This is a genomic window from Streptomyces candidus, from assembly GCF_014207445.1.
Lineage (GTDB): Bacteria > Actinomycetota > Actinomycetes > Streptomycetales > Streptomycetaceae > Streptomyces > Streptomyces candidus.
In genome coordinates, this window is sequence record NZ_JACHEM010000004.1 from 37,054 (window position 1) to 61,663 (window position 24,610).

Genomic DNA, 24,610 nt, shown 5'->3' on the forward strand with positions numbered 1-24,610 from the left:
GAGGCGACTGAGGCGAACGAGACAGCCCGTCCCCACGGGGGGCGGGTTCTCTCATGCCCTTTGTACCCCTTCGTACGGCCCTCCTTTCGGACAGCACCCGCTTCCCCGCCCGAGCGCGTACGACCGGGGCGCCCGCAACCCGGGCGGGCGCCCCGCCCCGTACCCCGAACGCCTCACCCGCCGCGACCCTCCGCCGCGCCCGTGCCACGGTGAACCGTACTGCCGTCGCCGAACCGGAGCCCCGTCATGGCACTCATACAGGACGACCCGCACGCCGCCCCCACGGCCGGCCCGCTCGACACGAACGCCCCCGCGGCCGACGCCCCGGCGGAACCCGAGCCGCACCCCGACCAGGTCGCCAGGGCCCGCGCCCTCCTCGCCGCCCACCCGGTGGCCGACGGGTACAACGGGCTGGCCCGGGCGCTGCGCTCGGTCCCGTGGTCGGACGTCGAGCTGGGCGAGAGCAGCCTGGACACCGACATCCCCCGGCTGCGGGCGGGCGGCGTCGGCGCACAGTTCTGGTCCCTGCACTCCGACCCGTACGACCAGGCCCCGCGCCCGGGCAACACCGCGCCGACCGAGCGCGCCCAGCGCTCCGATCGCGCCGGGCACAGCGAGCACACCGAGCACACCCACCTTGCCGAGCTCCCCGGACCCGCCCACCGCTCCTGTCCCGTGAGCACCACCCTGGAGCAGATCGACCGCGTCCGTTCGCTCACCGACGCCTACCCCGAGGGACTGCGCCTCGCGCTCAGCTCCGGCGAGATCGCCGACGCCCGCTCCTGCGGGCGCGTCGCCTCACTGCTCGGACCCGCCCGCGCCCCCGCGATCGGCGACTCGCTCGGCGCCCTGCGCACCCTGTACTCGCTGGGCGTGCGGTGCCTGACCCTGACCGGTGTCGACTGGGCACCGCCGACCGGACTGACCCGGTTCGGCGAAGAGGTCGTACGGGAGATGAACCGCCTCGGCATGCTCGCCGACCTCAGCGGCACCACCGCACCGACCGCCCACGCGGCCCTCACCGTCTCCCGGGCCCCGGTGATCTTCACCCACACCGGCGCCGCCGCCCTGAACGGCCACCCCGCCAACGTCCCCGACGACGTCCTGACCGCGCTGCACGAGAACGGCGGCCTGTGCATGGTCCCCCTCGCCACGGACCGCACCGGCCCCGAACTGCGCGACGTGGCCGACCACCTGGACCACATCCGTTCCGTCGCGGGCCCCGCGTGCGTCGGCCTCTCCGGCATGTACGACACGGGCGCCCCGCACCCCGCCGGCCTCGCCGACACGGCCGCGTACCCGCTCCTGATCGCCGAACTCCTGGAACGCGGCTGGCCGGAGAGCGACCTGGCCCGCCTCACCTGGGGCAATCTCCAGCGGGTGCTCCGCGACGTGGAGCTCACCTCCAAGACGGCTCGGCAGCGGCGCCGGGCGTCGACGGCCCGGATCGAGGACCTGGACGGCTGATCCCGCACGGGCGGGCCGGGGGAACCCCGCGGGCACACCTCCCGCCCGCCCGCGCCCCGCTCAGGCCTTCGGCCTGCCCATCGCCCGGTACGTCCAGCCCGCCTCGCGCCACTTCGCCGCGTCGAGTGCGTTGCGGCCGTCCAGGATCAGCCGGCGTGCGGCGACCTCGCCCAGCTCCGCCGGGTCCAGCTCGCGGAACTCGCGCCACTCGGTGAGGTGCAGGACCACGTCCGCGCCGCGCACCGCGTCCACCGCGGAGTCGGCGTAGCCGAGCGTCGGGAAGACACGGCGGGCGTTGGCCATGCCCTTGGGGTCGTACACGGTCACCTGTCCGCCCTGCAGGTGGATCTGCCCGGCGACGTTCAGCGCGGGCGAGTCCCGGACGTCGTCGGAGTCCGGCTTGAAGGTCGCACCCAGGACCGCGACCCGGCAGCCGAGGAAACCGCCCTCCCCCAGCGCCTCCCGAGCCAGCTCGACCATGTGTCCGCGGCGGCGCATGTTGATGGAGTCGACCTCCCGGAGGAACGTGAGCGCCTGATCGGCACCCAGCTCACCGGCGCGCGCCATGAACGCCCGGATGTCCTTGGGCAGGCAGCCGCCGCCGAACCCGATACCGGCCCGCAGGAACTTGGGGCCGATCCGCTCGTCGTACCCGATGGCCTCGGCCAGCTTCGCCACGTCCCCGTCGGCGGCCTCGCACACCTCGGCCATCGCGTTGATGAAGGAGATCTTCGTCGCCAGGAACGAGTTCGCGGCGGTCTTCACCAGCTCTGCCGTCGGGAAGTCGGTCACCACGAACGGGGACCCCTCCGCGACCGGCACCGCGTACACCTCGCGCAGCAGCTTCTCCGCGCGCTCGCTCTCCACGCCGACGACCAGCCGGTCCGGGTGCAGGGTGTCCTGCACGGCGAAGCCCTCGCGCAGGAACTCCGGGTTCCACGCCAGCTCGACACCCTCCGGGGCCTGCGTCGCGAGCACCTCCTTGAGCCGGGCGGCGGATCCGACCGGGACGGTCGACTTGCCGACCACCAGCGCGTCGCTCCGCAGATGCGGGGCGAGGGAGGCGAAGGCGCTGTTCACGTAACTCATGTCGCACGCGTACTCGCCGTGCTTCTGCGGGGTGTTCGTGCACACGAAGTGCACGTCGCCGAACTCCCCGACCTCCGCCCAGTCCATGGTGAAACGCAGCCGCCCGGTCGACCCCGGCAGCCCCTCCACATGCTTGTGGAGCAGTTCCTCCAGACCCGGCTCGTACATCGGCACGCGCCCGGCGCTCAGCATCTCGATCTTCTCGGGCACGACGTCGAGGCCGAGCACCTCGAATCCCAGCTCCGCCATGGCCGCTGCGTGGGTGGCGCCGAGGTATCCGGTGCCGATCACGGTGATCTTGAGGGCCATGCGGTGCTCCTAGCGGTACGGGCGGGACAACGCGCCCGAGCATATCCGGGCAGCCGAAAGGGGATGTTCCGGCGAGGACGCGGCCCTGTAGGCAAACTCACGTATCCCCCGCCGGGCCGCACCCTCTAAAATCAGGGTTACTTAACGGTAATTAGCATCGCCGCACCCGCATCGCATCAGCATCCTTGGGAGTGAGAAGCCTTGGCAGGTTCGCCCGATTTCGATCTGTACCGGCCGTCCGAAGAGCACGACATGCTCCGTGACACGGTGCGCGCGCTCGCCGAGGCGAAGATCGCCCCGTACGCCGCCGAGGTGGACGAGAACGCCCGCTTCCCGCGGGAGGCCCTGGACGCCCTCGTCGCGGCCGACCTCCAGGCCGTGCACGTACCCGAGGAGTTCGGCGGAGCGGGCGCGGACGCGCTCGCCACGGTCATCGTCATCGAGGAGGTGGCCCGCGTCTGCGCGTCCTCCTCCCTCATCCCGGCGGTCAACAAGCTCGGCTCGCTCCCGGTGATCCTCTCCGGCTCCGAGGACCTCAAGAAGAAGTACCTCGCCCCGCTCGCCAAGGGCGAGGCGATGTTCTCGTACTGCCTCTCCGAGCCGGACGCGGGTTCGGACGCGGCCGGCATGAAGACGCGCGCCGTCCGCGACGGCGACTTCTGGGTCCTGAACGGCGTGAAGCGCTGGATCACCAACGCCGGCGAGTCCGAGTACTACACGGTCATGGCCGTCACCGACCCCGAGAAGCGCTCCAAGGGCATCTCCGCGTTCGTCGTCGAGAAGTCCGACGAGGGCGTCTCCTTCGGCGCCCCGGAGAAGAAGCTCGGCATCAAGGGCTCGCCGACCCGCGAGGTCTACCTCGACAACGTGCGCATCCCCGCCGACCGCATGATCGGCGCCGAGGGCACCGGCTTCGCCACCGCGATGAAGACCCTCGACCACACCCGCATCACCATCGCCGCCCAGGCCCTCGGCATCGCCCAGGGCGCCCTGGACTACGCGAAGGGCTACGTCCAGGAGCGCAAGCAGTTCGGCAAGCCGATCGGCGACTTCCAGGGCGTGCAGTTCATGCTCGCGGACATGGCCATGAAGCTGGAGGCCGCCCGCCAGCTCACGTACGCCGCCGCCGCCAAGTCCGAGCGCGTCGACGCCGACCTGACCTTCTTCGGCGCCGCGGCCAAGTGCTACGCCTCCGACGCCGCCATGGAGATCACCCTGGACGCCATCCAGCTCCTGGGCGGCTACGGCTACACGCGGGACTACCCGGTGGAGCGGATGATGCGCGACGCGAAGATCACACAGCTGTACGAGGGAACGAACCAGATCCAGCGCATCGTGATGGCGCGGAACCTGCCGAAGTAGGCGGCCGAAGCACAGCGGGGGCGCCTTCAGAGGCACCCCCGCTGTTTTCATTCATACGTTCACCCGTCCCCCCGCTCGGATGAGTAAGACACGGAACATGCCTCTTGCCATGTTTCGTGTTCTAGGTTTCTTGTCGTGGCCGGGGACCTCCCGGCATGTGGTGACTGCTGTACGCCGCGTTACTTTCGACGGATGACGGACGCGTATGAGGACGGCGAATTTCCCGCAGGCTGGCGACTGGAGGGGGAGAACCTCGTCCACGAAGCCGAGTTGCACGGATGGCGGCTCACCGTGGTGAACGTGCTGAGTGCACCGTGGGACGGCCCGTCCAGTCTCCGTATCGACCCTCCGGAAGATCAGGAAGCCGCGAGGGAGTCGGACGGCATCACGGCGGAACTCATGCGGTCGATCTCCCTGGCGGAGATCCGCAGGACGACGAAGATGCTCAGGGCGCGGCTCGGTCGCCCGGTCGACGGCCCCGGAGCGAGTGCTGCGCTCGACAGGGTCGAATCCGATCACGACTACGCCTTGATGGCCCGTGAATACGTGCGACTGGTGGAGCAGGGGTACCGAAGTCCCGTCACGCGACTGGCGACCGCGTGGGGGATGAGCCGGAACACCATCAGCGGACGTATTCGCCGGGCCCGCGCCATGGGCTTCCTCGCCGGGTCACCAGGTAAACCCGCAGACCGTCTGACGGCCAAGGCCAGGCGGTGTCTGGAGGGCGAAGAACTTGAGCAGTCCCGAGTACGTTCCGAACGGAAGTGAACCCGTCGTCTCGGTCTTCGAGAGGTGGGCCACCACGCGAGGAGTCGAGAACAGCAGCGTCAAGCAGTACCGGACGATCCTGGCGAGAAGCGTGGAACCCTTTTTCGGTTCGCGCCTCATCACTTCGGTGAACCGCTCGGACATCGTGGAGTGGACGGCCTGGCTCCGGGAGGTCCGCGCCTACAAACCGTCGACTACTCAGTTCCGCTTCAATATCCTCATGTCCATGTTCAGCTGGGCCGTGGAGGGTGGGCTCATCGAGGACAACCCGTGTCGGGGCGTACTCCTGCCCGACAGCAGGGCCCACGTCTACCGCTCCCAGCGCGCTGAGGTCCACGTCCCTGATGCGAACGTCGTGCACGCCGTCATTGGCGCGGCACCCGAGCGCTACCGCGGGATGTTCTGGCTCATGGCCGGCTGCGGACTTCGGCTGGGGGAGGCCATGGGAGTCGCCCGGAGCCGCATTGACTTCCAGCGCCGGACGATCACGGTCGACCGGCAGGTGGCCTGTGACGGGGACACCGGTACGGGCAAGTACGGCCGAATGCGCCTGCGGCATGTCAAGTGGCGCGAGGAGGACGACCGAGGGCGATTGGTACCGCTCCCGGAAGTCGTGGGGCTGGCGCTGCGGCGCCAGCTCAGGGACCACGGAACATGGGGCCCCGAGGGCTTGTTGTTCGCCAATGTCACGGGCACCGGCCTGCTGTACCCGCATTACTGGTACGAAAAGATCTGGAAGCCCGCGCTGACTATGGCAGAGGTCGGCTACTTCAAATCGCACAGCTTGCGGCACTTCTATGCGGCTTCCCTCTTCGCGCAGGGGGTACCGGTGACGGAGGTGTCGTCCTGGCTGGGGCATTCCTCCGTGAGCTTCACGGAGCGCTATTACAGCGACCTGTTGCCGGACGCCCCGGATCGTGCCCGGCTGGCCATTGACGGTGTGCTGGGTCTGCCCGACTTGGCTGCACCCGACGGGCCCGTGCGCTTGCACGGGGTGGCCTGATGTATCTGCCGAAGTAGGCGGAGCAGCACGTGAGAAGGGGGCGTCCCGCGGGACGCCCCCTTCTCGCGTTGCCGGCCGCTCAGCCGTCCAGCTGGTCCAGCGTCGCGTTCGACGGGGCCCGTCGGGGCTGGAGGTCGCGGGCAACCGATTCGGCGTCCCGCAGGACGCGGACCGCGTTGTGCCAGGTGAGTTTGGCGAGGTCCTGGGAGGACCAACCGCGGCCGATGAGTTCGGCGATCAGGTTGGGGTAGCCGGAGACGTCCTCCAGGCCGGACGGGGTGAACGCCGTGCCGTCGTAGTCGCCGCCGATGCCGATGTGGTCGACACCGGCGACCTCGCGCATGTGGTCGAGGTGGTCGGCGACGGTGGCGGCGGTGGCCATGGGGCGGGGGTTCGCGGCTTCGAAGGCGCGCTGGACCTTCATGCCCTCGGCGGTGGTGTCGAGGTGGTGCAGGCCGTGGGCGCGCATGTTCTCGTCGGCGCGGGCCGTCCAGGCGACCGCTTCCGGGAGGATGAACTTGGGCACGAAGGTGGCCATCGCGACGCCGCCGTTGGCGGGGAGGGCGGCCAGGATCTCGTCCGGGATGTTGCGCGGGTGGTCGCAGACCGCGCGGGACGAGGAGTGCGAGAAGAGGACGGGCGCCTCGGAGGTGTCGAGGGCGTCGCGCATGGTGGTGGCGGCGACGTGCGAGAGGTCGACGAGCATGCCGATGCGGTTCATCTCGCGTACGACTTCGCGGCCGAAGGCGGTCAGGCCGCCGGCGGCGGGGGTGTCGGTGGCGCTGTCCGCCCAGGGGGTGTTGTCGTTGTGCGTGAGCGTCAGGTAGCGGACTCCGAGGGTGTGCAGGGCGCGCAGGGTGGCGAGCGAGTTGTTGATGGAGTGGCCGCCCTCGGCGCCCATCAGGGAGGCGATCCGGCCGGCGCGGCGGGCCGCCTCCATGTCGTCCGCGGTGAGGGCGCGGACGAGGTCGTTGGGGTGGCGGGCCAGGAGCTGGCCGACGACGTCGATCTGTTCGAGGGTCGCGCTGACCGCGGAGTCCCCGGTGAGGTCGGTGCGGACGTAGACCGACCAGAACTGGGCCCCTACACAGCCGGACTTCAGCCGGGCCAGGTCCGTGTGGAGGTGGGCGGACTGGTCGGCGGCGATGTCGAGGCGGTCCAGGTCGTAGCGGACCTGTTCGCGCAGCGCCCAGGGGAGGTCGTTGTGGCCGTCGACGACGGGGAATTCGGCGAGGTGGGCGCGGGCCGCGGAGAGGTGGTTCACGGTCGTGGTTCCCGTCACTTGCCGAAGCCGAAGGAGTCCGGGTCGCTCATGGCCTTGGTGCGCAGGCGCTTGCCCTTCTCGGTGGCCTGGGCGTTCAGCTCCCGCTGGAACTCCTGCATGCGGGTGAGCAGTGCCGGGTCGTGGGCGGCGAGCATGCGGGCCGCCAGGAGGCCCGCGTTGCGGGCTCCGGCGACGGAGACCGTGGCGACGGGGACACCCGCCGGCATCTGCACGATGGACAGCAGGGAGTCCATGCCGTCCAGGTACTTCAGGGGGACGGGGACGCCGATGACGGGCAGCGGGGTGACGGAGGCGAGCATGCCGGGGAGGTGGGCGGCGCCGCCCGCGCCCGCGATGATCGCCTTCAGGCCGCGGCCCGCCGCTTCCTCGCCGTAGGCGATCATCTCGTGCGGCATCCGGTGGGCGGAGACGACGTCGACCTCGTACGGGATGCCGAACTCGGCGAGGGCGGTGGCGGCGGCCTCCATGACGGGCCAGTCCGAGTCGGAGCCCATGACGATGCCGACGAGGGGTGCGGAAGCAGTCATTCGGTGATCGTTCCTCGGAGGTAGCCGGCGGCGTGACGGGCGCGGTCGAGCACCTCGTCGAGGTCGTCGCCGTAGGTGTTGACGTGGCCGACCTTGCGGCCGGGCTTCACGTCCTTGCCGTACATGTGGATCCCGGCCTGCGGGTCGCGGGCCATGACGTGCAGGTACGGCTTGTACATGTCGGGGTAGTCGCCGCCCAGCACGTTGCACATGACCGTCCACGTCGACCTCGGGCGCGGGTCGCCCAGCGGAAGGTCGAGGACGGCGCGCAGGTGGTTGGCGAACTGGGAGGTGATCGCGCCGTCCTGGGTCCAGTGGCCGCTGTTGTGCGGGCGCATGGCGAGTTCGTTGACCAGGATGCGGCCGTCGCGGGTCTCGAAGAGCTCGACGGCGAGGTGGCCGATCACGTCCAGTTCGACGGCGATGCGGATGGCGAGCTGCTGGGCCTCGCCGGAGAGGTCGGCGGCGAGGCCGGGGGCCGGGGCGATGACGGTGTCGCACACGCCGTCGACCTGCTGCGATTCGACGACGGGGTACGCGACGGCCTGGCCGTGCGGGGAGCGCACGATGTTGGCGGCGAGTTCGCGTACGAAGTCGACCTTCTCCTCGGCGAGGACCGGGACCCCGGCGCGGAAGGGGTCGTGCGCGTCGGCTTCGGAGCGTACGAACCACACGCCCTTGCCGTCGTATCCGCCGCGGACCGTTTTGAGGATGACGGGGTAGCCGTCGCCCTCGTCCGCGAACGCGGTCACGTCCGCCGGATCGGTCACGATCCGGTGGCGGGGGCAGGGTGCGCCGATCTCGGTGAGTTTCGCGCGCATCACCCCCTTGTCCTGGGCGTGCACCAGCGCGTCGGGCCCGGGGCGGACGGGGATGCCGTCCGCTTCGAGGGCCCGCAGGTGTTCGGTCGGTACGTGTTCGTGATCGAAGGTGATCACGTCGCAGCCGCGCGCGAAGGCGCGCAGCGTGTCCAGGTCGCGATGGTCGCCGATGACGACGTCGCTCACCACCTGGGCCGCCGAGTCCTGGGGGGTGTCACTGAGGAGCTTGAACTTGATGCCGAGGGGGATGCCCGCCTCGTGGGTCATACGGGCGAGCTGACCGCCACCGACCATGCCGACTACCGGGAACGTCACCCGACCAGAGTATCCGTAGGCACCCACCAGACCGGACGCCCGGTCCTTCGTACGAAAGTACCAAGGCGGGCCGTGTGGGGTCGCCGGCTTCGCTGGTCCGCACGCCGCCGGTGGAGTGATGGTTAGCATGGCGGGGTTGACGGCATCAACCGAACGGGGTCGACGGACATCATGAGCGAGCCTGGCGGCACAGCCGCGTTGCGGACCCGTGTGGAGCAGCTCGCGCGCGAGGTGGCCAAGTTCGGTGCGGTGGGCGGGCTCGGTCTGCTGGTCAACATGGCCGCGTTCAACCTGCTGCGGCACACCACGGACCTTCCGGTGGTGCGGGCCAGCCTGGTCGCGACGGTGATCGCGGTGCTCTTCAACTACGTCGGCTTCCGCTACTTCACCTACCGGGACCGCGACAAGAGCGGGCGGGCCCGGGAGCTGTCGCTGTTCCTGCTGTTCAGCGTGGCCGGGGCGGTCGTCGAGAACGGGCTGCTGTACGCGGCGACGTACGGTTTCGGCTGGAACACCCCGCTGCAGTCCAACTTCTTCAAGGTCTTCGGCATCGGGGTGGCGACGCTGTTCCGTTTCTGGTCGTACCGGACGTGGGTGTTCCGGACGCTGCCCGCGACGGCGGCGGGGCAGGCGGAGACGATCCTGGCGGACCGGCCCGCGGCCCTGGCGGACGAGCCCGAGGCAGAACCGGCCGCCTCTGCCGCCTCCCGCGTCGGCTGACGGCTGAGGGCCGTCCCTCGGCGGTGCGTCCGGCCCCGGGCCGCGCGCCCCGGCTCATCTGATCGTCTTCCCGCCCTCCCGCTCCCGCCTGCTGTCGGCGGCGACGGTGCTGAGGAAGAGGGCGAAGACGGCGGGCTTCTGCTGGAGGAGTTCGAGACGTCCGCCGTCCGCCTCCGCGAGGTCGCGGGCGACGGCGAGGCCGATCCCGGTGGAGTTGCGGCCGCTGATGGTTCGCTCGAAGATGCGTGCGCCGAGGTCGGCGGGGACTCCCGGGCCCTCGTCGGTGACCTCGATGACGGCCTGGTTGCCGGTGACGCGGGAGCGCAGGGCGACGGTTCCGCCGCCGTGCATGAGGGAGTTCTCGATGAGCGCGGCGAGCACCTGGGCGACCGCGCCCGGCGTGCCGACGGCCCGCAGCTCCTTCTTCCCGGACTGGACGATCGCCCGCCCGGCGCTGCGGTAGGCGGGGCGCCACTCCTCGATCTGCTGCTTGATCACCTCGTCGAGGTCGAAGGAGACGGCCGAGCCGGTGCGCGGGTCGCGGGAGTTGGTGAGGAGGCGCTCGACGACGTCGGTGAGCCGCTCGACCTGGGTGAGGGCGATCGTCGCCTCGTCCTTGACGGTGTCGAGGTCGTCGGTGAGCGTGATCTCCTCCAGTCGCATGGACAGGGCGGTGAGGGGGGTGCGGAGCTGGTGCGAGGCGTCGGCGGCGAGCCGCCGTTCCGCGGTGAGCATCCGTGCGATGCGTTCCGCGGAGGCGTCGAGGACGTCGGCGACCCGGTCCAGTTCGGGGACCCCGTAACGCCTGTGGCGCGGGCGGGGGTCGCCGGAACCGAGGCGTTCGGCGGTCTCGGCGAGGTCGGTGAGCGGGGACGCGAGCCGGTTGGCCTGCCGTACGGCGAGGAGTACGGCGGCGACGACGGCGAGCAGCGCGACCGCGCCGATGATCAGCAGGGTGCGGCCGACCTCGCGGGTGACGGTCGAGCGGGACTCCTGGACGGTGACCGTCTCGCCGTGCTCGCCGGCCGACCGGCCTTCGATGACGCCGCCGGCGGGGTGGGTGCCGATCTCGATGGGGGCGCGGCCCGGGATGTCGATACGGGCGTAGCGGTGGTCCGCGATCTGTTTGGCGAGCACCTCGCGGCTGACGTTGCCGTCGCCGCCGAGGCGTCCTTCGACGACGCTGACCAGCCGCAGCGCTTCGGAGTCGACGGACTCCTGTGCGCTGTTGCTGATGGTGCGGGTCTCGACGATGACGAGGGAGACCCCGAACACGGCGATGACGACGAGCACCACGGCGAGCGTGGAATTGATCAGACGGCGGCGCATGCGTCAAGGATGCACGGTCGCCGCGCGGGAGTGCCGCTGCGGAGCGGGTCGCTGCGCTGCGGAAGCGGTCGCCTTCCCCGAAGACTCAGGCTTCCCCGCACGGCGGCGGTCGGCCCCGACCGCGGGTCCCCGGAGGGGTCAGCTCTTCTCGAAGCGGAAGCCGACGCCGCGGACGGTGGCGATGTAGCGGGGGTTCGCCGCGTCGTCGCCCAGCTTCTTGCGCAGCCACGAGATGTGCATGTCGAGGGTCTTGGTGGAGGACCACCAGGTGGTGTCCCAGACCTCGCGCATCAGCTGGTCGCGGGTGACGACCCGGCCGGCGTCCCGTACCAGGACCCGCAGCAGGTCGAACTCCTTGGCGGTGAGCTGGAGCTCCTCGTCGCCCATCCACGCGCGGTGCGACTCGACGTCGATCCGTACGCCGTGGGTGGCGGGGGCCGGGGCGGGTTCGGCGGCGCCGCGCCGCAGCAGGGCCCGGACCCGGGCGAGGAGTTCGGCGAGGCGGAAGGGCTTGGTGACGTAGTCGTCGGCGCCGGCGTCGAGGCCGACGACGGTGTCCACCTCGTCGGCGCGGGCGGTGAGTACCAGGACCGGCACGGTGTGCCCGTCGGCGCGCAGCCGGCGGGCGACCTCCAGGCCGTCCATGCCGGGCAGCCCGAGGTCGAGCACGACGAGGTCGACGCCGCCCTGGAGTCCGGCGTCGAGGGCACTGGGTCCGTCCTCGCGGACCTCGACCTCGTAACCCTCCCGACGCAGTGCGCGGGCCAATGGCTCCGAAATGGACGCGTCGTCCTCGGCGAGCAGTACACGGGTCATGGGGGCATGTTAGTCGGCGTGGCCGGTGGGGCGGCAGGGAGCGTGCGCGAGTGACAAGGACCTGCGAGTCAGTGACTCGATCTTGTGTGGGACCTTTGAATGTGCTGACTTGGTTCCAATGTCACCTGTGATCCATCTCTCAAGTCCTTCCATATGCGGCACTGTCGTGTCGTAAGGTAGCGAGCGCGTTTGTTGCACTAATCGGGGGCCTTTGGCGGCAATGACTGCCAAGGGTCCTTTTGTGTGCTGATCGGGTCCACCGATCTGACGGCAGTGAATGACCTACGGCCGGGCCTCGCGCGCGACGATGCGCAGCGTGGCGTGGATCCCGGGGCGGGGACCTTTCCGCTCCGGTGCCGGCCTGCCCCCCACCGGGCGCGTACCCCGCCATCCCGCGGACGCGTCCCGAGCAAGCAAGGATCGACCATGGCGTCCAGCCTGACGAAGGATTCTCCCGGCGCAGCAGCCGAGGACACGGCCTTCTTCGGCCACCCCCGCGGCCTGGCCACACTGTTCATGACCGAGATGTGGGAGCGCTTCTCCTACTACGGCATGCGCGCACTGCTCGTGATGTACCTGGTGTCCGGCGGCGCCGACGCGGCGACCGGCAGCCAGGGCGGTGGTCTCGCGATGACCGCGGCGACCGCCACGGCCATCTACTCCGTCTACGTGGCCATGGTCTACCTCATGGCCATGCCGGGTGGCTGGTTCGGCGACCGTGTCTGGGGCGCCCGCAAGACGGTCATGATCGCGAGCTTCGTGATCGTCGTCGGCCACCTCTCCCTGGCGCTGCCGGGACAGGTGATGTTCTTCGTCGGTCTGGGCCTGGTCGCGATCGGCTCGGGTCTGCTGAAGGCCAACATCTCCACGATGGTCGGCCATCTGTACGCCGACCCCAAGGACGTCCGCCGTGACGGCGGCTTCACGATCTTCTACATGGGCATCAACCTCGGTGCCGTCGTCGCGCCCTTCGCCATCGGCATTCTGGGCGAGAAGGTCAACTGGCACCTGGGCTTCGGCCTGGCGGCGCTCGGCATGGCGCTCGGCGCGGTCCAGTTCCTGTTCGGCTCCCGCCACCTCAGCCAGGAGAGCAGCCGGGTCCCGAACCCGCTGTCGTCGGACGAGAAGCGCGCGGTCGTCACGAAGGCGCTGCTGGGCGTCGCGGTGGTCGCGGCCTTCTACCTGCTGGTGAACTTCACCGGTGTCTTCCGGCTGACCCTGAACTGGGTGCTGGTCCCGATCATCCTGGCCGGTCTGCTGATCCCGGTCGCGGTACTGGTCAAGATCAAGCGGGACAAGGACCTGTCGGGCGAGGAGCAGACGAAGATGACGGCGTTCATCTACTTCTTCGCCGCCGCGGCCATCTTCTGGATGATCTTCGACCAGGGTGCGTCGACGCTGTCCCTGTTCGGTGACTCCAAGACCGAGCGCAACATCTTCGGCTGGGACATGCCGAACACCCTGTTCCAGGCGCTGAACCCGGGCTTCGTGATGCTGCTCGCCCCGGTCTTCGCGGCGATATGGCTGGCGCTGGCGCGCCGCAACCGCGAGCCCAGCACGATCGTGAAGTTCGCCATCGCCCTCGGTGTCACCGGCGCGTCGTTCTTCGTGTTCCTCATCCCGATGGGCCTGGCCACCGGCGGTACGAAGGTCACCATGTGGTGGCTGGTGCTGATCTTCCTGATGCACACCGTCGCCGAGCTGTGCCTGTCCCCCGTGGGTCTGTCGCTGACCACGAAGATGGCTCCGGCCAAGTACGCGTCGCAGATGATGGGTGTCTTCTTCCTCGCCGTCACCGCGGGTGACAGCGTGACCGGCATGCTGGCCGTCGCCGGGGTCGACCTCAACAGCTCGGGCGTCGTCGTCTTCGAGGCCGCCGCCGCCGCGCTGGCGGGTGTCGCGATCTACCTGTCGCGCAACAAGGTGCGCGGACTCATGGGCGAGGTGCGCTGACCCCGCCCCGCGCCCGTACGGAGGGCCGCCGCACCGGTTTCGGTGCGGCGGCCCTCCGTCGTGTGCCCGGGGCCCTGCCGTCCGGGTGCGCGGCGCTCCCCGCCCGCCCTCCGGCGCTCGGTCAGGCGTTGCCCCTCCAGGGCTGCCCTCCTCCGGCCCACGGGCCCCCAGCACCCCGCCCGCCCCGCCCGCCGGCCCCGTTCGGCGCTGCCGGCGGGGCCGCCCTGCGACGTGCCGCCGGAGGCGACTGCGCTCGGCTTCATGGCACCCCTGCCGAGCTCGACTGGTACGTCACCTTGTGCTCCCCTCGTGCGCCGGAGCACCGCCGGGCAACGGGGCCGGACGGAGCGGCCCGGTTACTGACGGCGCATCAGATCGGCGCTCAAGGTACGCCGGGGCCCTGTTGAGGGGAAGACAAAGAGCACGCCGTATCGACGTGCTCTCCCACTGGCTGCGTGCGCCCCTGTACGGGCGGTGTCCCCGGGTTCCGGGGCCGGATCACGGGGCCGGAGCGGCAAGTTCCGCCCAGACCGTCTTTCCGTTGCTCGGACCGTCGCTCTCCGGTGCGCGGACGACGCCCCAGTCCAGGCAGAGACGCTGGACGATGAACATGCCGTGTCCGCCGGGGCGGCCCGCCTGGTGCGGGCTGCGCGGCGAGGGCTCGCCGGCGCTGCGGTCGGTGACTTCGAGGCGCAGCACCTTGCCGTCGCTGGAGACGCGCAGGCTGTCGGGGCCCTCGGCGTGCAGGCACGCGTTGGTGACCAGCTCGGAGACGACCAGCAGGACGTCCTCGGCGGCGGCCTTGCGGTCGGCGGTGGAGGCGGGCAGCCAGCCCCAGTCGTACAGCGCCTGCCGCGTGAAGTCGCGGGCGAGCGGGACGATGCCGCTCGCGCCGTTCAGCGGGAGGGAGCGCACCTGCTCGACGGACTCGCGGGCGACGCGGGCGGTGGGCTCGGCGGCGGCGCCGAAACCGGCCGCCGCCGCGCCGGTGCCCTGCGCCCCGGGATCACCGGCTTCCATCCGGGCCGTGGGACCGCCGCCCAGGGAGACGTCCGCCAGGGACGTGTCCGAGAGGGATGCGGAACCCTCCGGCACGGCCGTGCCGGAGACGGGCGCGGGCGCGGCCGCGGACGCCTCGGAGACGGAGGCGATGCCGTCCGGCTCGGGGCCGAGGTCGCCCGGCGGATGCTGCCGGGTGGTGCTCATCAGCGCTTCACCTCACCGATTCACCAAGTCGTCGTTGGCGTGGGGTTACGGGCAGGACGTCGGGTGGGAACTTTTACAGGGTCTGAAGGTCCTCCTGCCCGACCGAACCGTGAGAACACCCACTATTCGGAACGGACCACGCCACGTCCGCCACACGGGCGAGCGCGGGAGGGTGCGGGAGGTCAGTCGCGCAGTGCGGATTCGAGCGAGTCGTGGACGGTGAAGACCGCCTCCGCCCCGGTGATCTCAAAGACCCTGGCCACCACCGGCTGCATGCCCGTGAGGTGTACCTCGCCACCTGCGGCCTCCGCCTTCAGGCGCGCCCCGAGCAGTACGTTCAGCCCGGTGGAGTCACAGAATTCGAGCAGGGAACAGTCGACCACCAGGCGCGTACGCCCGTCGTCGAGTGCCTGCTCGAGGGGTTCCCTCAACAGCTCGGCCGTGTGGTGATCCAGCTCACCTGCCGGAGTCACGATCTCGTTCCGGCCTTCGGTCCGCACTTCGACCTGAAGCCGGCCCCGGTTCGCGCTGCCGACCGTCCCGCGGTCCATGCCCGTCCCATTTCGCCGTCGTGTTCTTCTGCGTACTCGTCCTGCTCGTTGGCTGTCCCCGGTCGGACCGGGCACCGCCTGTCTGCACCCTAAGGGCGGATCAAGGCAGCGCGTAATGCTCTCGACAGCAGCAGAAGACTACGCCTTCTTCACACGCACGGGTAGCCGAACAACCCCCTGAACTGGTCTTATTCGGACATAAGGTACTTGCGAGTCCGCACTTCGAGCGGGTAGGGCTAGAGAAGACAGATCCGACCACCGCCCGCCCACCACCGGCTTTGGAGGCGCCGCTTCACCGCAGGAACACGTATCGGCATCGGCAGCCATATGCCGAGAACGATGGAGGAGACCATGTCACCCCGGCTCGACGAAACGCATACCCCTCATCGGCGGGACGCGTCGTCGACACTTCTGCCCGAGCATTCCGACAGCGAAACCGGAACCGCAGGCGCGGCGTCCGCCCTGCTGACCGAGACCGTCGTACCGACGGAGTCGGCCGAGCGCCCCGAGAGCCTCGCCGACCTCCCCGAGATCCCGCCATACCACCAGGTGGGACCGGTGGACGCCAGGGCTCTGTCGAAGACGCTCTTCGAGCGTCTCGAATCCCTCGAAGAGGGAACCCACGAGCACGCCTACGTCCGCAACACCCTGGTCGAGCTCAACCTCGCCCTGGTGAAGTTCGCGGCCTCCCGGTTCCGCACCCGCAGCGAACCGATGGAAGACATCATCCAGGTCGGCACGATCGGTCTGATCAAGGCCATCGACCGCTTCGAGCTCAGCCGCGGTGTGGAGTTCCCCACCTTCGCGATGCCGACGATCATCGGCGAGGTCAAGCGCTTCTTCCGCGACACGTCGTGGTCGGTGCGCGTCCCGCGCCGCCTCCAGGAGCTCCGCCTGGACCTGGCGAAGGCCGGCGACGAGCTGGCCCAGCAGCTGGACCGCTCCCCGACCGTCGCGGAACTCGCCGAGCGCCTCGGTATCAGCAAGGAAGAAGTCGTCGAGGGCATGGCCGCGAGCAACGCCTACACGGCGAGTTCGCTGGACGCCCAGCCCGAGGAGGACGACTCCGAGGGCGCGCTGGCCGACCGGATCGGCTACGAGGACAACGGCATCGAGGGCATCGAGTACATCGAGTCCCTCAAGCCCCTGATCGCTTCCCTCCCGACCCGCGACCGGCAGATCCTCTCGCTGCGCTTCGTCGCGAACATGACGCAGTCGGAGATCGGCGACGAACTCGGCATCTCGCAGATGCACGTCTCGCGCCTGCTCTCGCGCACGCTGGTCAAGCTCCGCAAGGGGCTGACCGTCGAGGAGTGACGGGAAGGGTGAGCGAGGAGTAATTCTCGTCACCTCCGTGTGGAGTCACGTACGTGAAGGGCTGCCCCAGGCCGTATCCGGGGCAGTCCTTCACTGCGTTGTACGAGGGCCGCCTACCCAGCGGATCACACCGCACGCACCCCGTCGCGCCAGACTTCCGCGACCAGCGGAACGCCCGGCCGGTAGGCCAGGTGCACATGGCTGGGCGCGTCCAGCAGCGCGAGGTCGGCCCGTGCCCCGACCGCGATCCGCCCCACGTCCTGGCGCCGCAGTGCCCGCGCACCGCCCGCCGTCGCGGACCAGAGGGCCTCGTCGGGGGTCATCCCCATGTCGCGAACCGCGAGCGCGATGCAGAACGGCATCGAGGACGTGAACGAGGACCCCGGGTTGCAGTCGGTCGACAGCGCCACGGTGGCCCCGGCGTCGAGCAGCCGCCGCGCGTCGGGCCACTGGGCACGGGTGGAGAACTCGGCCCCCGGCAGCAGTGTCGCGACGGTGTTCCCGTGCGCGAGCGCGTCCACGTCCGCGTCGGTGAGGTGCGTGCAGTGGTCGGCGCTGGCGGCGTCGAGCTCCACCGCGAGCTGGACGCCCGGCCCGTACGAGAGCTGATTGGCGTGGATGCGCGGCAGCAGGCCCTTCGCCTTCCCGGCCGTCAGGATCGCCCGCGCCTGGTCCCCGTCGAAGGCCCCCTTCTCGCAGAAGACGTCGATCCAGCGGGCGTACGGGGCGCAGGCGTCCAGCATCTCGCCGGTCACGAGGTCGACGTACCCGGCCGGGTCGTCCGCGTACTCCGGCGACACGATGTGCGCGCCGAGGTAGGTGACCTCCGACGTCTGGGCACTCGCGAGGCGCAGCGCGCGGGCCTCGTCCTCGACGGTCAGTCCGTAGCCGGACTTGGTCTCGAAGGTCGTGGTGCCCTGGCGCAGCGCCTCGCGGAGGTACTTGGCGAGGTTGGCGGCGAGTTCCTCGTCGGTCGCCGCGCGGGTGGCGGCGACGGTGGTGCGGATGCCGCCCGCCTCGTAGGGCCGGCCGGACATGCGGGCGTTGAACTCCTGCGTGCGGTCGCCGCCGAAGACGAGGTGGGAGTGGGAGTCGACGAAGCCGGGGATCGCGGCACGGCCCTGTGCGTCGTGGACGGTGTCGGCGGCCGGGGCGTCGGCGGCGGTGCCCACCCAGGCGATGCGGTCGCCCTCGATGACGACGGCGGCGTCCTCGACGAGGCCGAGGGGGCCGCCGGACCCCCGGGAGGGGTCGTTGGTGACGAGGCTGCCGAGGTTGCTGATGAGGGTGGTGGTGTTCGTCGTGGCACTCATCCCCGCATCCTCGCAGCGGGCCCGTCCCCCCGCTCACGCAGGTCGTGCCGGATGCGGGCCGCCCTGCCGCGTACGACCTCGGTCGGCAGACCGTCGTGCGGAGGCTCGTACGGCACGCTGCGGCACGGCCCGCACAGCCCGCCGGGCAGCGCGTCGGGCACCCCCGGCACCCCGCACCCGCTGCACTCCATGCACACCAACCCCTGGACGGGCCCCGGCAGTTCGGGCGGCATCTCGTTGATCAACCGCTGCTGCACGAAGCCGAAGGGGTGGCGTACGGGCCGGGGCAGCGCGAACGTCAGCGTCCACACGAACTGCGACTCGCTCATCCCCCGCTCGAACCACTCCCCCGCGAGTGGAGCGAGGGCTTCGCAGGACGCGGCGGAGAGGGGCAGTTGCGGCTCGGTGCGGGCGATCCGGGCCAGCGCCCGGTACCCGCGCCGCGCGGGCTCCTCGGGCTGCTCCGGCTGCTCCTTGCCACTCTCGGGAACGTCCTCGGAGAGGAAGGCACGCCACCAGTGCTCGGGGCGGGCGGTCCGGGAGAAGTGGGTGCGGGTGACCCGCCGGTATCCCTCCCTCTCGACGTGGACCTCCTCCCCGAACCGACGCAGGTGCCCGGCGGTCGAGAGGTATCGCAGGGCGGAAGCGACGGCCGCCTGCCCGTACCCCTCCATCTCCCGGGCGAGGGTCTTGATGCTGATGTCGGACCCGTCGGGGAGGAGGTCGATGTACCGGGCGACGGCCGCCTCACGCCTGGGCAGGTGTGCGAAGGTGCCGCCGTCGAACGGGAGTTGGTCGGGCGCGGACTTCTTCCCGTACCCGGGATTGGCCATCGGGTGGGCGGGAGCGTGGAGGGCACGACTAAGCTGCGCAACAGCCATGGGATCGACTCCTTGGAAGTCATGATCTGGTGGTCAGACCCCTGTGTGGTGCTGGTAACACCGCATGGGGGTCGTTCTGTTGTGACGCACGGTACACGCTCGCCACGCGTGGTCGCGACACGATCACGAAAAGTCATCTGACGCCGCGCGGCAGCGAGTTGGCGCCTTGCGCGCACACGCCGCGCGCACGCGAAGGGGTGGGTGGCGGGGAGGAGTCCCACCGTCCATTCCTAGTAAAGAGGTCTTGGGGGTCGGGGCTCGGAGCTCAAGCGCGGGTCTTCGTCCCGAAGGCCAACAGATGCGAGGACGCGGCGAGCAGTTCGGGGTACGGCTCGGCGAGGCGGGCGGCGGTGAGGGCCGAGGCGAAGAGCGACGAGTCGGCGACGGACTCGCCCGCGTACTGTTCGGTGGCCTTGAGCAGGGACCAGGCAGGGCCTTCGACGCCGTACACGGTGACAGTGTGCAGCCCGGCCTCGCGCATCTCCTGCTCCAAGAGCTGCGGGCTGTGGAAGTACGCCTCGGTGAAGCCGCGCTTTCCGTCGTGCACGTGGGTAGCGAGAATCTTCTCGATGTTCGCACGGATCGGCTCCCGGTCGAGGTGGGCGTACGCGGTGTGCTCGAAGAGGGAGGCGTACTGGTTGATGCCCGCCGCCGCGACCAGGCCGCCGGGGCGTACGACGCGGTACGCCTCGGTGAGTGCGCGGTGCCGGTCGGCGGCGTCAACGAGGTGGTACAGCGGGCCCATGACGAGGACGACGTCGTACGACTCGTCCCCGGCGCTCAAGTTCCGGGCGTCGCCCAACTCCACCGTGCAGCCGCATTCCTGGGCCTGTTCGACATGACGGCGCACCGGGTCGACGAGGTGTACGGCATACCCGTCGGCCACCAGCCAGGCAGCGTGCACGCCGGGGCCTCCGCCGACGTCGAGGACGCCGGCGGGGGCGGCGGGCAGGTGTCGCCGGAGCAGTTCCTGCGTCCGGACCATCTCCAGCCTGCCGTCGGCGGAGCCGGACAGCCGGGTGCTCTCGTCGATGGTCTTGGCGTAGAAGTCGAGAATGCCGGGAGCCACTGCCGGATTGGTCATGGCCGCATTCTGCCGCCCCGGCCAACGGTCGCGAGAGGGTTTGGCCATAAATTGACCGGTGGACCGGTCCGGGGGTTCCAGCGAGCAGGAGCGAGGGAGCAAAGATGGCAACCCTGAAGTACGAGCAGATCGCGGAAGCTCTGCGGGCACGGATCGCGGACGGGGAGTTCGAGCCGGGGGCACTTCTGCCGTCCGGGCGGGATCTCGCCGACCAGTGGTCGGTGTCACGTGCGACCGTCGTCAAGGCGATGGACGTGCTGCGCAACGACGGGCTCGTGGTGGCCCGCGCGGGTTCGGGTTTCACGGTTGCGGAAACCCCAGTCGCCCGCCCTGCGGGCAACCGCAAGTCCTCTTCCCGGATCGCGGGCGGCCTGCCCTTCCGGCGGCTGGGCAAGCCCGACTGGCAGGTTCCGCCCGGCCCGGTCGCCGATGCGCTCGGCCTGGCGGACGCCGAAGTCGCGTTGCGCCGCAGGCGACTTGTGATGTTTCCGGACGGTGGCGCGTTCACCCTGGTCACGGCGTGGTTCCCGTCGGACGTGGCGGACGCGGCACCACGCCTGAAGGAGGAGGGGCCATTGGCGGAAGGCACCACCCGCTATGTGGCACGCCAGACGGGTCGCACCCCGGAGCAGGGCACCGACGTGACGACCGCGCGGCTGGTCTCGGCCGACGAGGCGGAACTCCTGGGCGTCGAGACCCCTGCCGCCGCCGCTGTGGTGATCCACACCGCACGCGATGCAAAGGGCCGAGCCCTCGTCTGCGAGGAGGGCGTCACTCCCGCCGACCTCTGGCAGCGAGAGGAGCACTACTCGATGGGGTTGGATTCCTGAACCTCTCTTGACTGGACCGGTCCACCGGTCCAGTCTCGGGCATGCGGAGCGTGGCACATGAGGCCTACCCCTATCGCACACAAGGGAGTTGAGGATCGTGGAGGCACACGACGCAGTGGACCGGACGGCTTTCCCGGCCGGAGCGAGAACCGCAGAACCCAGCGCGGCCTGGCTCGCCGCCGCCGCCGACGATCCCGCCCAGGCATACACGGAGTGGGGAGAGCGCGGCGTCGCCCTCCTCCCCCTCGGCCGCCGTTTCGACGCCGTCCGCATCCCGGAAGTGCTGGTCCGCGCCGCGCTGCGCGCCCACGGGACCGTCGACGGGCCGATGGTCCTCGACCCCGGCAACGGCATGTACTACGCACTCGTACCGCCGCAGAGCACCGAGACGTGGGCCTGCGCGTTCGGCGCCTGCCTGGGGCGCGGCGCCCACCTCGGCGTCCCGCACCCCTCCCGGCTCGGGCCGCCGGGCGCGCACTGGGTGGTCCCCCCGTGCGCACACGAACCGTCGGTTCTCGCCACCGCCCGCATCGTGCGGGAACTGATCGAACTGGGCCGACGCGAGGTCGAGGGAGCCGCCGCTGTGCCCCGCGAGCAGTGCGGCTGGTGCAAGGAGGAGACCGGGCGGCCGGTGAAGGTCGGGCTCATCCACGGCGGGTCCGGCGGCGGGGGCGACGTCCACGCCTGTCCCGGATGCGTCGCGGCGCACCGGCTCATGGCCCTCGCCGACCACCCGGCCGACAGCGACGGCACGCCCCGCCGCGTACCCGGCCGGTCGTGATCCGCCCGAGTCGTCCGGGCACGTCGGTCCGTGCACGTCCCTCGTCGGGTGATGACGAACAGCTCCTCACTGCCTGGCAGCACACGGCCGAGGTCCGCTCCGACCCCGAGCTGCTGGCGGCACTGACCACGGATCACGGCGCGGACCACGGGCAGGTTCCCGACCCGCGGGAGGTCGGGTGACCGCAGGAGGTCGGGTGACCGCAGGAGGTCGGGTGACCGCGGGACGAGGCGATCGCGCCGCACCGCCCGCTCCGCGCGGGGAGTGTGAAGTCCGGTTCGCCGACGCGGCCGCGGCCAGGGATGGGACTGAGATGTCGAGTCCTCGCAGCCGCGACCCGCCCGCCAGATCAGCCGTGCAGCGCCCCGATCGAGGCCGCCAGTGCCCCGGCCGTGTCCGGAACCGCGGCGTGGACCCCGTCCCGGACCACCTGGCGTCCGCCGACGATCGTGTGGCGGACGTCCGCGCCCGTGGCGGCGAAGACGGCCGTTTCGGCGCCCAGTATCGGGACGGGCCCCGCCGTGCGGACGGTGTCCAGGGCGATGGTCGTGAGGTCGGCGAGCGCGCCCGGTTCGATCACTCCCGCATCCGGCCAGCCCAGCGCCGCGTGGCCGTCGGCGGAGGCGGCGCGCAGGAGGGCCGCCGCCGTCCAGTGGCCCCGGGTGCGGGAGCGCAGGCGTTCGTTCAGCTCCATCGCGCGGGCCTCTTCGAAGAGGTCGATCACGGCGTGGCTGTCGCTGCCGAGGGAGAGCGGCGAGCCGGCCCGCTGGAGCTGGACGGCCGGTCCGATGCCGTCGGCGAGGTCGCGTTCGGTGGTGGGGCACATGCAGGTGCCGGTGGAGGACGAACCGAGGAGCTTGATGTCCGCGTCCGTGAGGTGGGTGTTGTGGACGCCGGTGGTGTGCGGGCCCAGCACGCCGTGGTCGGCGAGGAGCCGGGTCGGGGTGCAGCCGTGGGCGGCCAGGCAGGCGTCGTTCTCGGCGGTCTGCTCGGAGAGGTGGACGTGGAGGGGGGCCTCGCGGTCCCGCGCCCACTGGGCGACCGTGGCCAGCTCGGCGGCGGGCACGGCGCGCACCGAGTGGATGGCGGCTCCGTGCCGTACGTTCGCAGAGTCCCGCAGCCCGGACACGCGTTCCGCCCAGGCCTGGGCCGTGCCGTCGGAGAAGCGGCGCTGGTGGGCGGTGGGGGGCTCGCCGAAGCCGGAGGAGAGATACGCCGCGTCCAGCAGGGTGAGGCGGATTCCGGCGTCCGAGGCGGCGGCGACCAGTGCCTCGCCCATCGCGTTGGGGTCGGCGTACGGGGTGCCGCCCGGGGCGTGGTGGACGTAGTGGAACTCGCCCACGGACGTGATGCCGGCCAGTGCCATCTCCGCGTACACGGCGCGCGCGAGGGCGTGGTACGAGTCGGGGGTGAGGCGGGAGGCGACGCCGTACATGACCTCGCGCCAGGTCCAGAAGGTGCCGGAGCCCACCTGGACCGTGGAGCGCAGCGCCCGGTGGAAGGCGTGCGAGTGGGCGTTGGCGAGGCCCGGGAGGGTCAGGCCGCGCAGGGCGGTCGCGGCCGGTGGCGGCACCGCGACCCCGGTACGGACGGAGGAGATGCGGCCGTCGTCGAAGACGTCGACCAGCACGCCCGGCTCCACGTGGGTGCCGAGCCAGGCGTGTTCCAGCCAGTAGGTCGTCATGCGCAGGCGAGACCTTCCGTGACGTCGGCGAGTGCGAGCACCCCGGCGACGCAGTCGTCCTCGGCTGCGTACTCCGCCGGGGAGTGCGAGACGCCGGTGGGGTTGCGTACGAACAGCATGGCGGTCGGTACGGAGGCGGAGAGGATTCCGGCGTCGTGTCCGGCGCCGGTGCCGAGCACGGGGATGCCGGGACCCAGGAGGCGGGCGAGTTCGTCGCGCAGGGCGTGGGCGAACTCCACGACGGGGGTGAAGGACTCCCGGACGATCCTGAGGTCGATGCCGGCCCTGGCGGCGCCCTGCCGTGCGGCGGCCTCGATGCCCGCGACGACCTCGTCGAGGGTGTCCTGGTCGGCGGCGCGGGAGTCGAGCCAGCCCCTGACGAGGGAGGGGATGGCGTTGACGCCGTTCGGCTCGACGGAGACCTTGCCGAAGGTGGCGAGGGCGCCGGTGAACTCGGCCTGCGCGCGGGCGGCGAGGACGGTCTCCGCGTACGTCACCATGGGGTCGCGGCGGTCGGCGAGACGGGTGGTGCCCGCGTGGTTGGCCTCGCCGTGGAAGTCGTACCGCCAGCGGCCGTGCGGCCAGATGGCGGAGGCGAGGCCCACCGGGTTCGCCGTGATGTCCAGTGCGCGGCCCTGCTCGACGTGCAGTTCGACGAACGCGCCGATGCGGGCGAGGCGTTCGGGGTCGGCGCCGAGGGTGGACGGGTCGTGACCGGCCGCCTCCATCGCCTGCGGGAGGGTGATGCCGTCGCCGTCGCGCAGCCCGTACGCCTTCTGGGGCGTCAGCTGTCCGGCGGCGAGCCGGGACCCCACGCAGGCCAGCCCGAACCGGGCCCCCTCCTCGTCACCGAAGTTGGTGACGGCGACCGGCCTCGTGAACTCCGCTCCCCTGCGGCGGAGTTCGTCGAGCGCGGCGAAGGACGAGACGACCCCGAGGGGGCCGTCGAAGGCGCCGCCGTCGGGCACGGAGTCCAGGTGCGAGCCGATGACGACGGCGTCCCCGGCGAGCGGGTCGCCCTGCCAGGCCCACTGGTTGCCGTTGCGGTCGAGTTCGTAGGTGAGCCCGCGCGCCTTCGCCTGCGCGCGGAACCAGGCCCGGCAGTCGGCGTCGGCGGCGGTCCAGGCGTAACGGCGGTAGCCGCCCGAGGACTTGTCCCGGCCGAGGGGCAGCAGGTCCGCCCACATGGTGTGGAAACT

General features: G+C 70.9%; 23 protein-coding genes. 10 read left to right on the forward strand and 13 right to left on the reverse strand.

The window, feature by feature from the left end; translation table 11 throughout:
- Positions 1-246: 246 nt before the first annotated feature.
- A complete protein-coding gene (locus tag HNQ79_RS08930) occupies positions 247-1,467 on the forward strand; it encodes a dipeptidase (protein WP_185028863.1) in 1,221 nt (406 codons plus the stop codon).
- Between the two features lie 60 nt (positions 1,468-1,527).
- Here HNQ79_RS08930 and HNQ79_RS08935 read toward each other — a convergent pair whose 3' ends face one another.
- A complete protein-coding gene (locus HNQ79_RS08935; RefSeq protein WP_185028865.1) occupies positions 1,528-2,865 on the reverse strand; it encodes a UDP-glucose dehydrogenase family protein in 1,338 nt (445 codons plus the stop codon).
- Between the two features lie 201 nt (positions 2,866-3,066).
- On the opposite strand from HNQ79_RS08935, the gene HNQ79_RS08940 reads away from it, so the two are divergent.
- The 3 genes from HNQ79_RS08940 (at position 3,067) to HNQ79_RS08950 (ending at position 5,998) form a co-directional block, all read left to right on the forward strand.
- Positions 3,067-4,227, forward strand: coding sequence for an acyl-CoA dehydrogenase family protein (locus tag HNQ79_RS08940; protein WP_185028867.1), 1,161 nt, complete (start codon positions 3,067-3,069; stop codon positions 4,225-4,227).
- 192 nt (positions 4,228-4,419) lie between these two features.
- The gene (locus tag HNQ79_RS08945; RefSeq protein WP_185028869.1) at positions 4,420-4,995 is read left to right on the forward strand and encodes a hypothetical protein; all 576 of its coding nucleotides are present in this window, start codon (positions 4,420-4,422) and stop codon (positions 4,993-4,995) included.
- Positions 4,961-5,998, forward strand: a complete 1,038-nt coding sequence (locus HNQ79_RS08950) for a tyrosine-type recombinase/integrase (RefSeq protein WP_185028871.1) — start codon at positions 4,961-4,963, stop codon at positions 5,996-5,998. The genes HNQ79_RS08945 and HNQ79_RS08950 overlap by 35 nt, the downstream gene beginning before the upstream one ends.
- Before the next feature lie 79 nt (positions 5,999-6,077).
- Here the strand turns inward: HNQ79_RS08950 and HNQ79_RS08955 are convergent, their stop codons facing one another.
- The 3 genes from HNQ79_RS08955 to HNQ79_RS08965 are packed head-to-tail and all read right to left on the reverse strand — an operon-like array spanning position 6,078 to position 8,946.
- Positions 6,078-7,280, reverse strand: a complete 1,203-nt coding sequence (locus tag HNQ79_RS08955; RefSeq protein WP_229923545.1) for a dipeptidase — start codon at positions 7,278-7,280, stop codon at positions 6,078-6,080.
- Positions 7,277-7,810 (reverse strand): 5-(carboxyamino)imidazole ribonucleotide mutase, encoded by a 534-nt coding sequence (gene purE, locus HNQ79_RS08960; RefSeq protein WP_185028873.1) that lies wholly within the window; start codon positions 7,808-7,810, stop codon positions 7,277-7,279. The genes HNQ79_RS08955 and purE overlap by 4 nt, the downstream gene beginning before the upstream one ends.
- Positions 7,807-8,946, reverse strand: coding sequence for a 5-(carboxyamino)imidazole ribonucleotide synthase (locus HNQ79_RS08965; protein ID WP_185028875.1), 1,140 nt, complete (start codon positions 8,944-8,946; stop codon positions 7,807-7,809). Before HNQ79_RS08965 ends, purE begins: the two co-directional genes overlap by 4 nt.
- A 171-nt stretch (positions 8,947-9,117) precedes the next feature.
- Here HNQ79_RS08965 and HNQ79_RS08970 point away from each other — a divergent pair, with 171 nt between their 5' ends.
- A complete protein-coding gene (locus HNQ79_RS08970; protein WP_185028877.1) occupies positions 9,118-9,666 on the forward strand; it encodes a GtrA family protein in 549 nt (182 codons plus the stop codon).
- A gap of 54 nt (positions 9,667-9,720) precedes the next feature.
- Here the strand turns inward: HNQ79_RS08970 and HNQ79_RS08975 are convergent, their stop codons facing one another.
- Both HNQ79_RS08975 and HNQ79_RS08980 read right to left on the reverse strand, forming a co-directional pair.
- Positions 9,721-10,995, reverse strand: coding sequence for a sensor histidine kinase (locus HNQ79_RS08975; protein WP_185028879.1), 1,275 nt, complete (start codon positions 10,993-10,995; stop codon positions 9,721-9,723).
- Positions 10,996-11,133: 138 nt separating this feature from the next.
- On the reverse strand, positions 11,134-11,811 hold the full coding sequence (locus tag HNQ79_RS08980; protein WP_185028880.1) for a response regulator transcription factor: 678 nt from the start codon (positions 11,809-11,811) through the stop codon (positions 11,134-11,136).
- Between the two features lie 426 nt (positions 11,812-12,237).
- Here HNQ79_RS08980 and HNQ79_RS08985 point away from each other — a divergent pair, with 426 nt between their 5' ends.
- Positions 12,238-13,764 carry a peptide MFS transporter gene (locus HNQ79_RS08985; RefSeq protein ID WP_185028882.1) on the forward strand — a complete coding sequence of 509 codons (1,527 nt, stop codon included), beginning with the start codon at positions 12,238-12,240 and terminating at the stop codon, positions 13,762-13,764.
- Positions 13,765-14,262: 498 nt separating this feature from the next.
- Here HNQ79_RS08985 and HNQ79_RS08990 read toward each other — a convergent pair whose 3' ends face one another.
- A complete protein-coding gene (locus tag HNQ79_RS08990; protein WP_229923544.1) occupies positions 14,263-14,970 on the reverse strand; it encodes an ATP-binding protein in 708 nt (235 codons plus the stop codon).
- 182 nt (positions 14,971-15,152) lie between these two features.
- Positions 15,153-15,521 carry an STAS domain-containing protein gene (locus HNQ79_RS08995; protein ID WP_185028884.1) on the reverse strand — a complete coding sequence of 123 codons (369 nt, stop codon included), beginning with the start codon at positions 15,519-15,521 and terminating at the stop codon, positions 15,153-15,155.
- A gap of 339 nt (positions 15,522-15,860) precedes the next feature.
- On the opposite strand from HNQ79_RS08995, the gene HNQ79_RS09000 reads away from it, so the two are divergent.
- Positions 15,861-16,838, forward strand: coding sequence for an RNA polymerase sigma factor SigF (locus tag HNQ79_RS09000; RefSeq protein ID WP_185028886.1), 978 nt, complete (start codon positions 15,861-15,863; stop codon positions 16,836-16,838).
- Between the two features lie 125 nt (positions 16,839-16,963).
- Here HNQ79_RS09000 and hutI read toward each other — a convergent pair whose 3' ends face one another.
- The 3 genes from hutI to HNQ79_RS09015 all read right to left on the reverse strand — a co-directional run bounded on the left by hutI (position 16,964) and on the right by HNQ79_RS09015 (position 20,116).
- A complete protein-coding gene (gene hutI, locus HNQ79_RS09005) occupies positions 16,964-18,151 on the reverse strand; it encodes an imidazolonepropionase (RefSeq protein ID WP_185028888.1) in 1,188 nt (395 codons plus the stop codon).
- Complete coding sequence (locus tag HNQ79_RS09010) at positions 18,148-19,032, reverse strand: hypothetical protein (protein WP_185028890.1); 885 nt, start codon at positions 19,030-19,032, stop codon at positions 18,148-18,150. Before HNQ79_RS09010 ends, hutI begins: the two co-directional genes overlap by 4 nt.
- A gap of 265 nt (positions 19,033-19,297) precedes the next feature.
- Entirely contained in the window at positions 19,298-20,116 is an 819-nt protein-coding gene (locus tag HNQ79_RS09015; RefSeq protein WP_185028892.1) for a class I SAM-dependent methyltransferase, read from the reverse strand.
- 104 nt (positions 20,117-20,220) lie between these two features.
- Between HNQ79_RS09015 and HNQ79_RS09020 the strand changes: the two genes are divergently transcribed.
- From HNQ79_RS09020 to HNQ79_RS09030, 3 genes are all read left to right on the forward strand, one after another.
- On the forward strand, positions 20,221-20,946 hold the full coding sequence (locus HNQ79_RS09020; protein ID WP_185028894.1) for a GntR family transcriptional regulator: 726 nt from the start codon (positions 20,221-20,223) through the stop codon (positions 20,944-20,946).
- Between the two features lie 97 nt (positions 20,947-21,043).
- Entirely contained in the window at positions 21,044-21,727 is a 684-nt protein-coding gene (locus HNQ79_RS09025) for a hypothetical protein (RefSeq protein ID WP_185028896.1), read from the forward strand.
- Positions 21,724-21,909, forward strand: a complete 186-nt coding sequence (locus HNQ79_RS09030; protein WP_185029607.1) for a hypothetical protein — start codon at positions 21,724-21,726, stop codon at positions 21,907-21,909. Before HNQ79_RS09025 ends, HNQ79_RS09030 begins: the two co-directional genes overlap by 4 nt.
- Positions 21,910-22,076: 167 nt before the next feature.
- Here HNQ79_RS09030 and HNQ79_RS09035 read toward each other — a convergent pair whose 3' ends face one another.
- Both HNQ79_RS09035 and HNQ79_RS09040 read right to left on the reverse strand, forming a co-directional pair.
- On the reverse strand, positions 22,077-23,411 hold the full coding sequence (locus HNQ79_RS09035) for a formimidoylglutamate deiminase (protein WP_185028898.1): 1,335 nt from the start codon (positions 23,409-23,411) through the stop codon (positions 22,077-22,079).
- Positions 23,408-24,598, reverse strand: coding sequence for an allantoate amidohydrolase (locus HNQ79_RS09040; protein ID WP_185029538.1), 1,191 nt, complete (start codon positions 24,596-24,598; stop codon positions 23,408-23,410). Before HNQ79_RS09040 ends, HNQ79_RS09035 begins: the two co-directional genes overlap by 4 nt.
- Between the last annotated feature and the right edge of the window lie 12 nt (positions 24,599-24,610).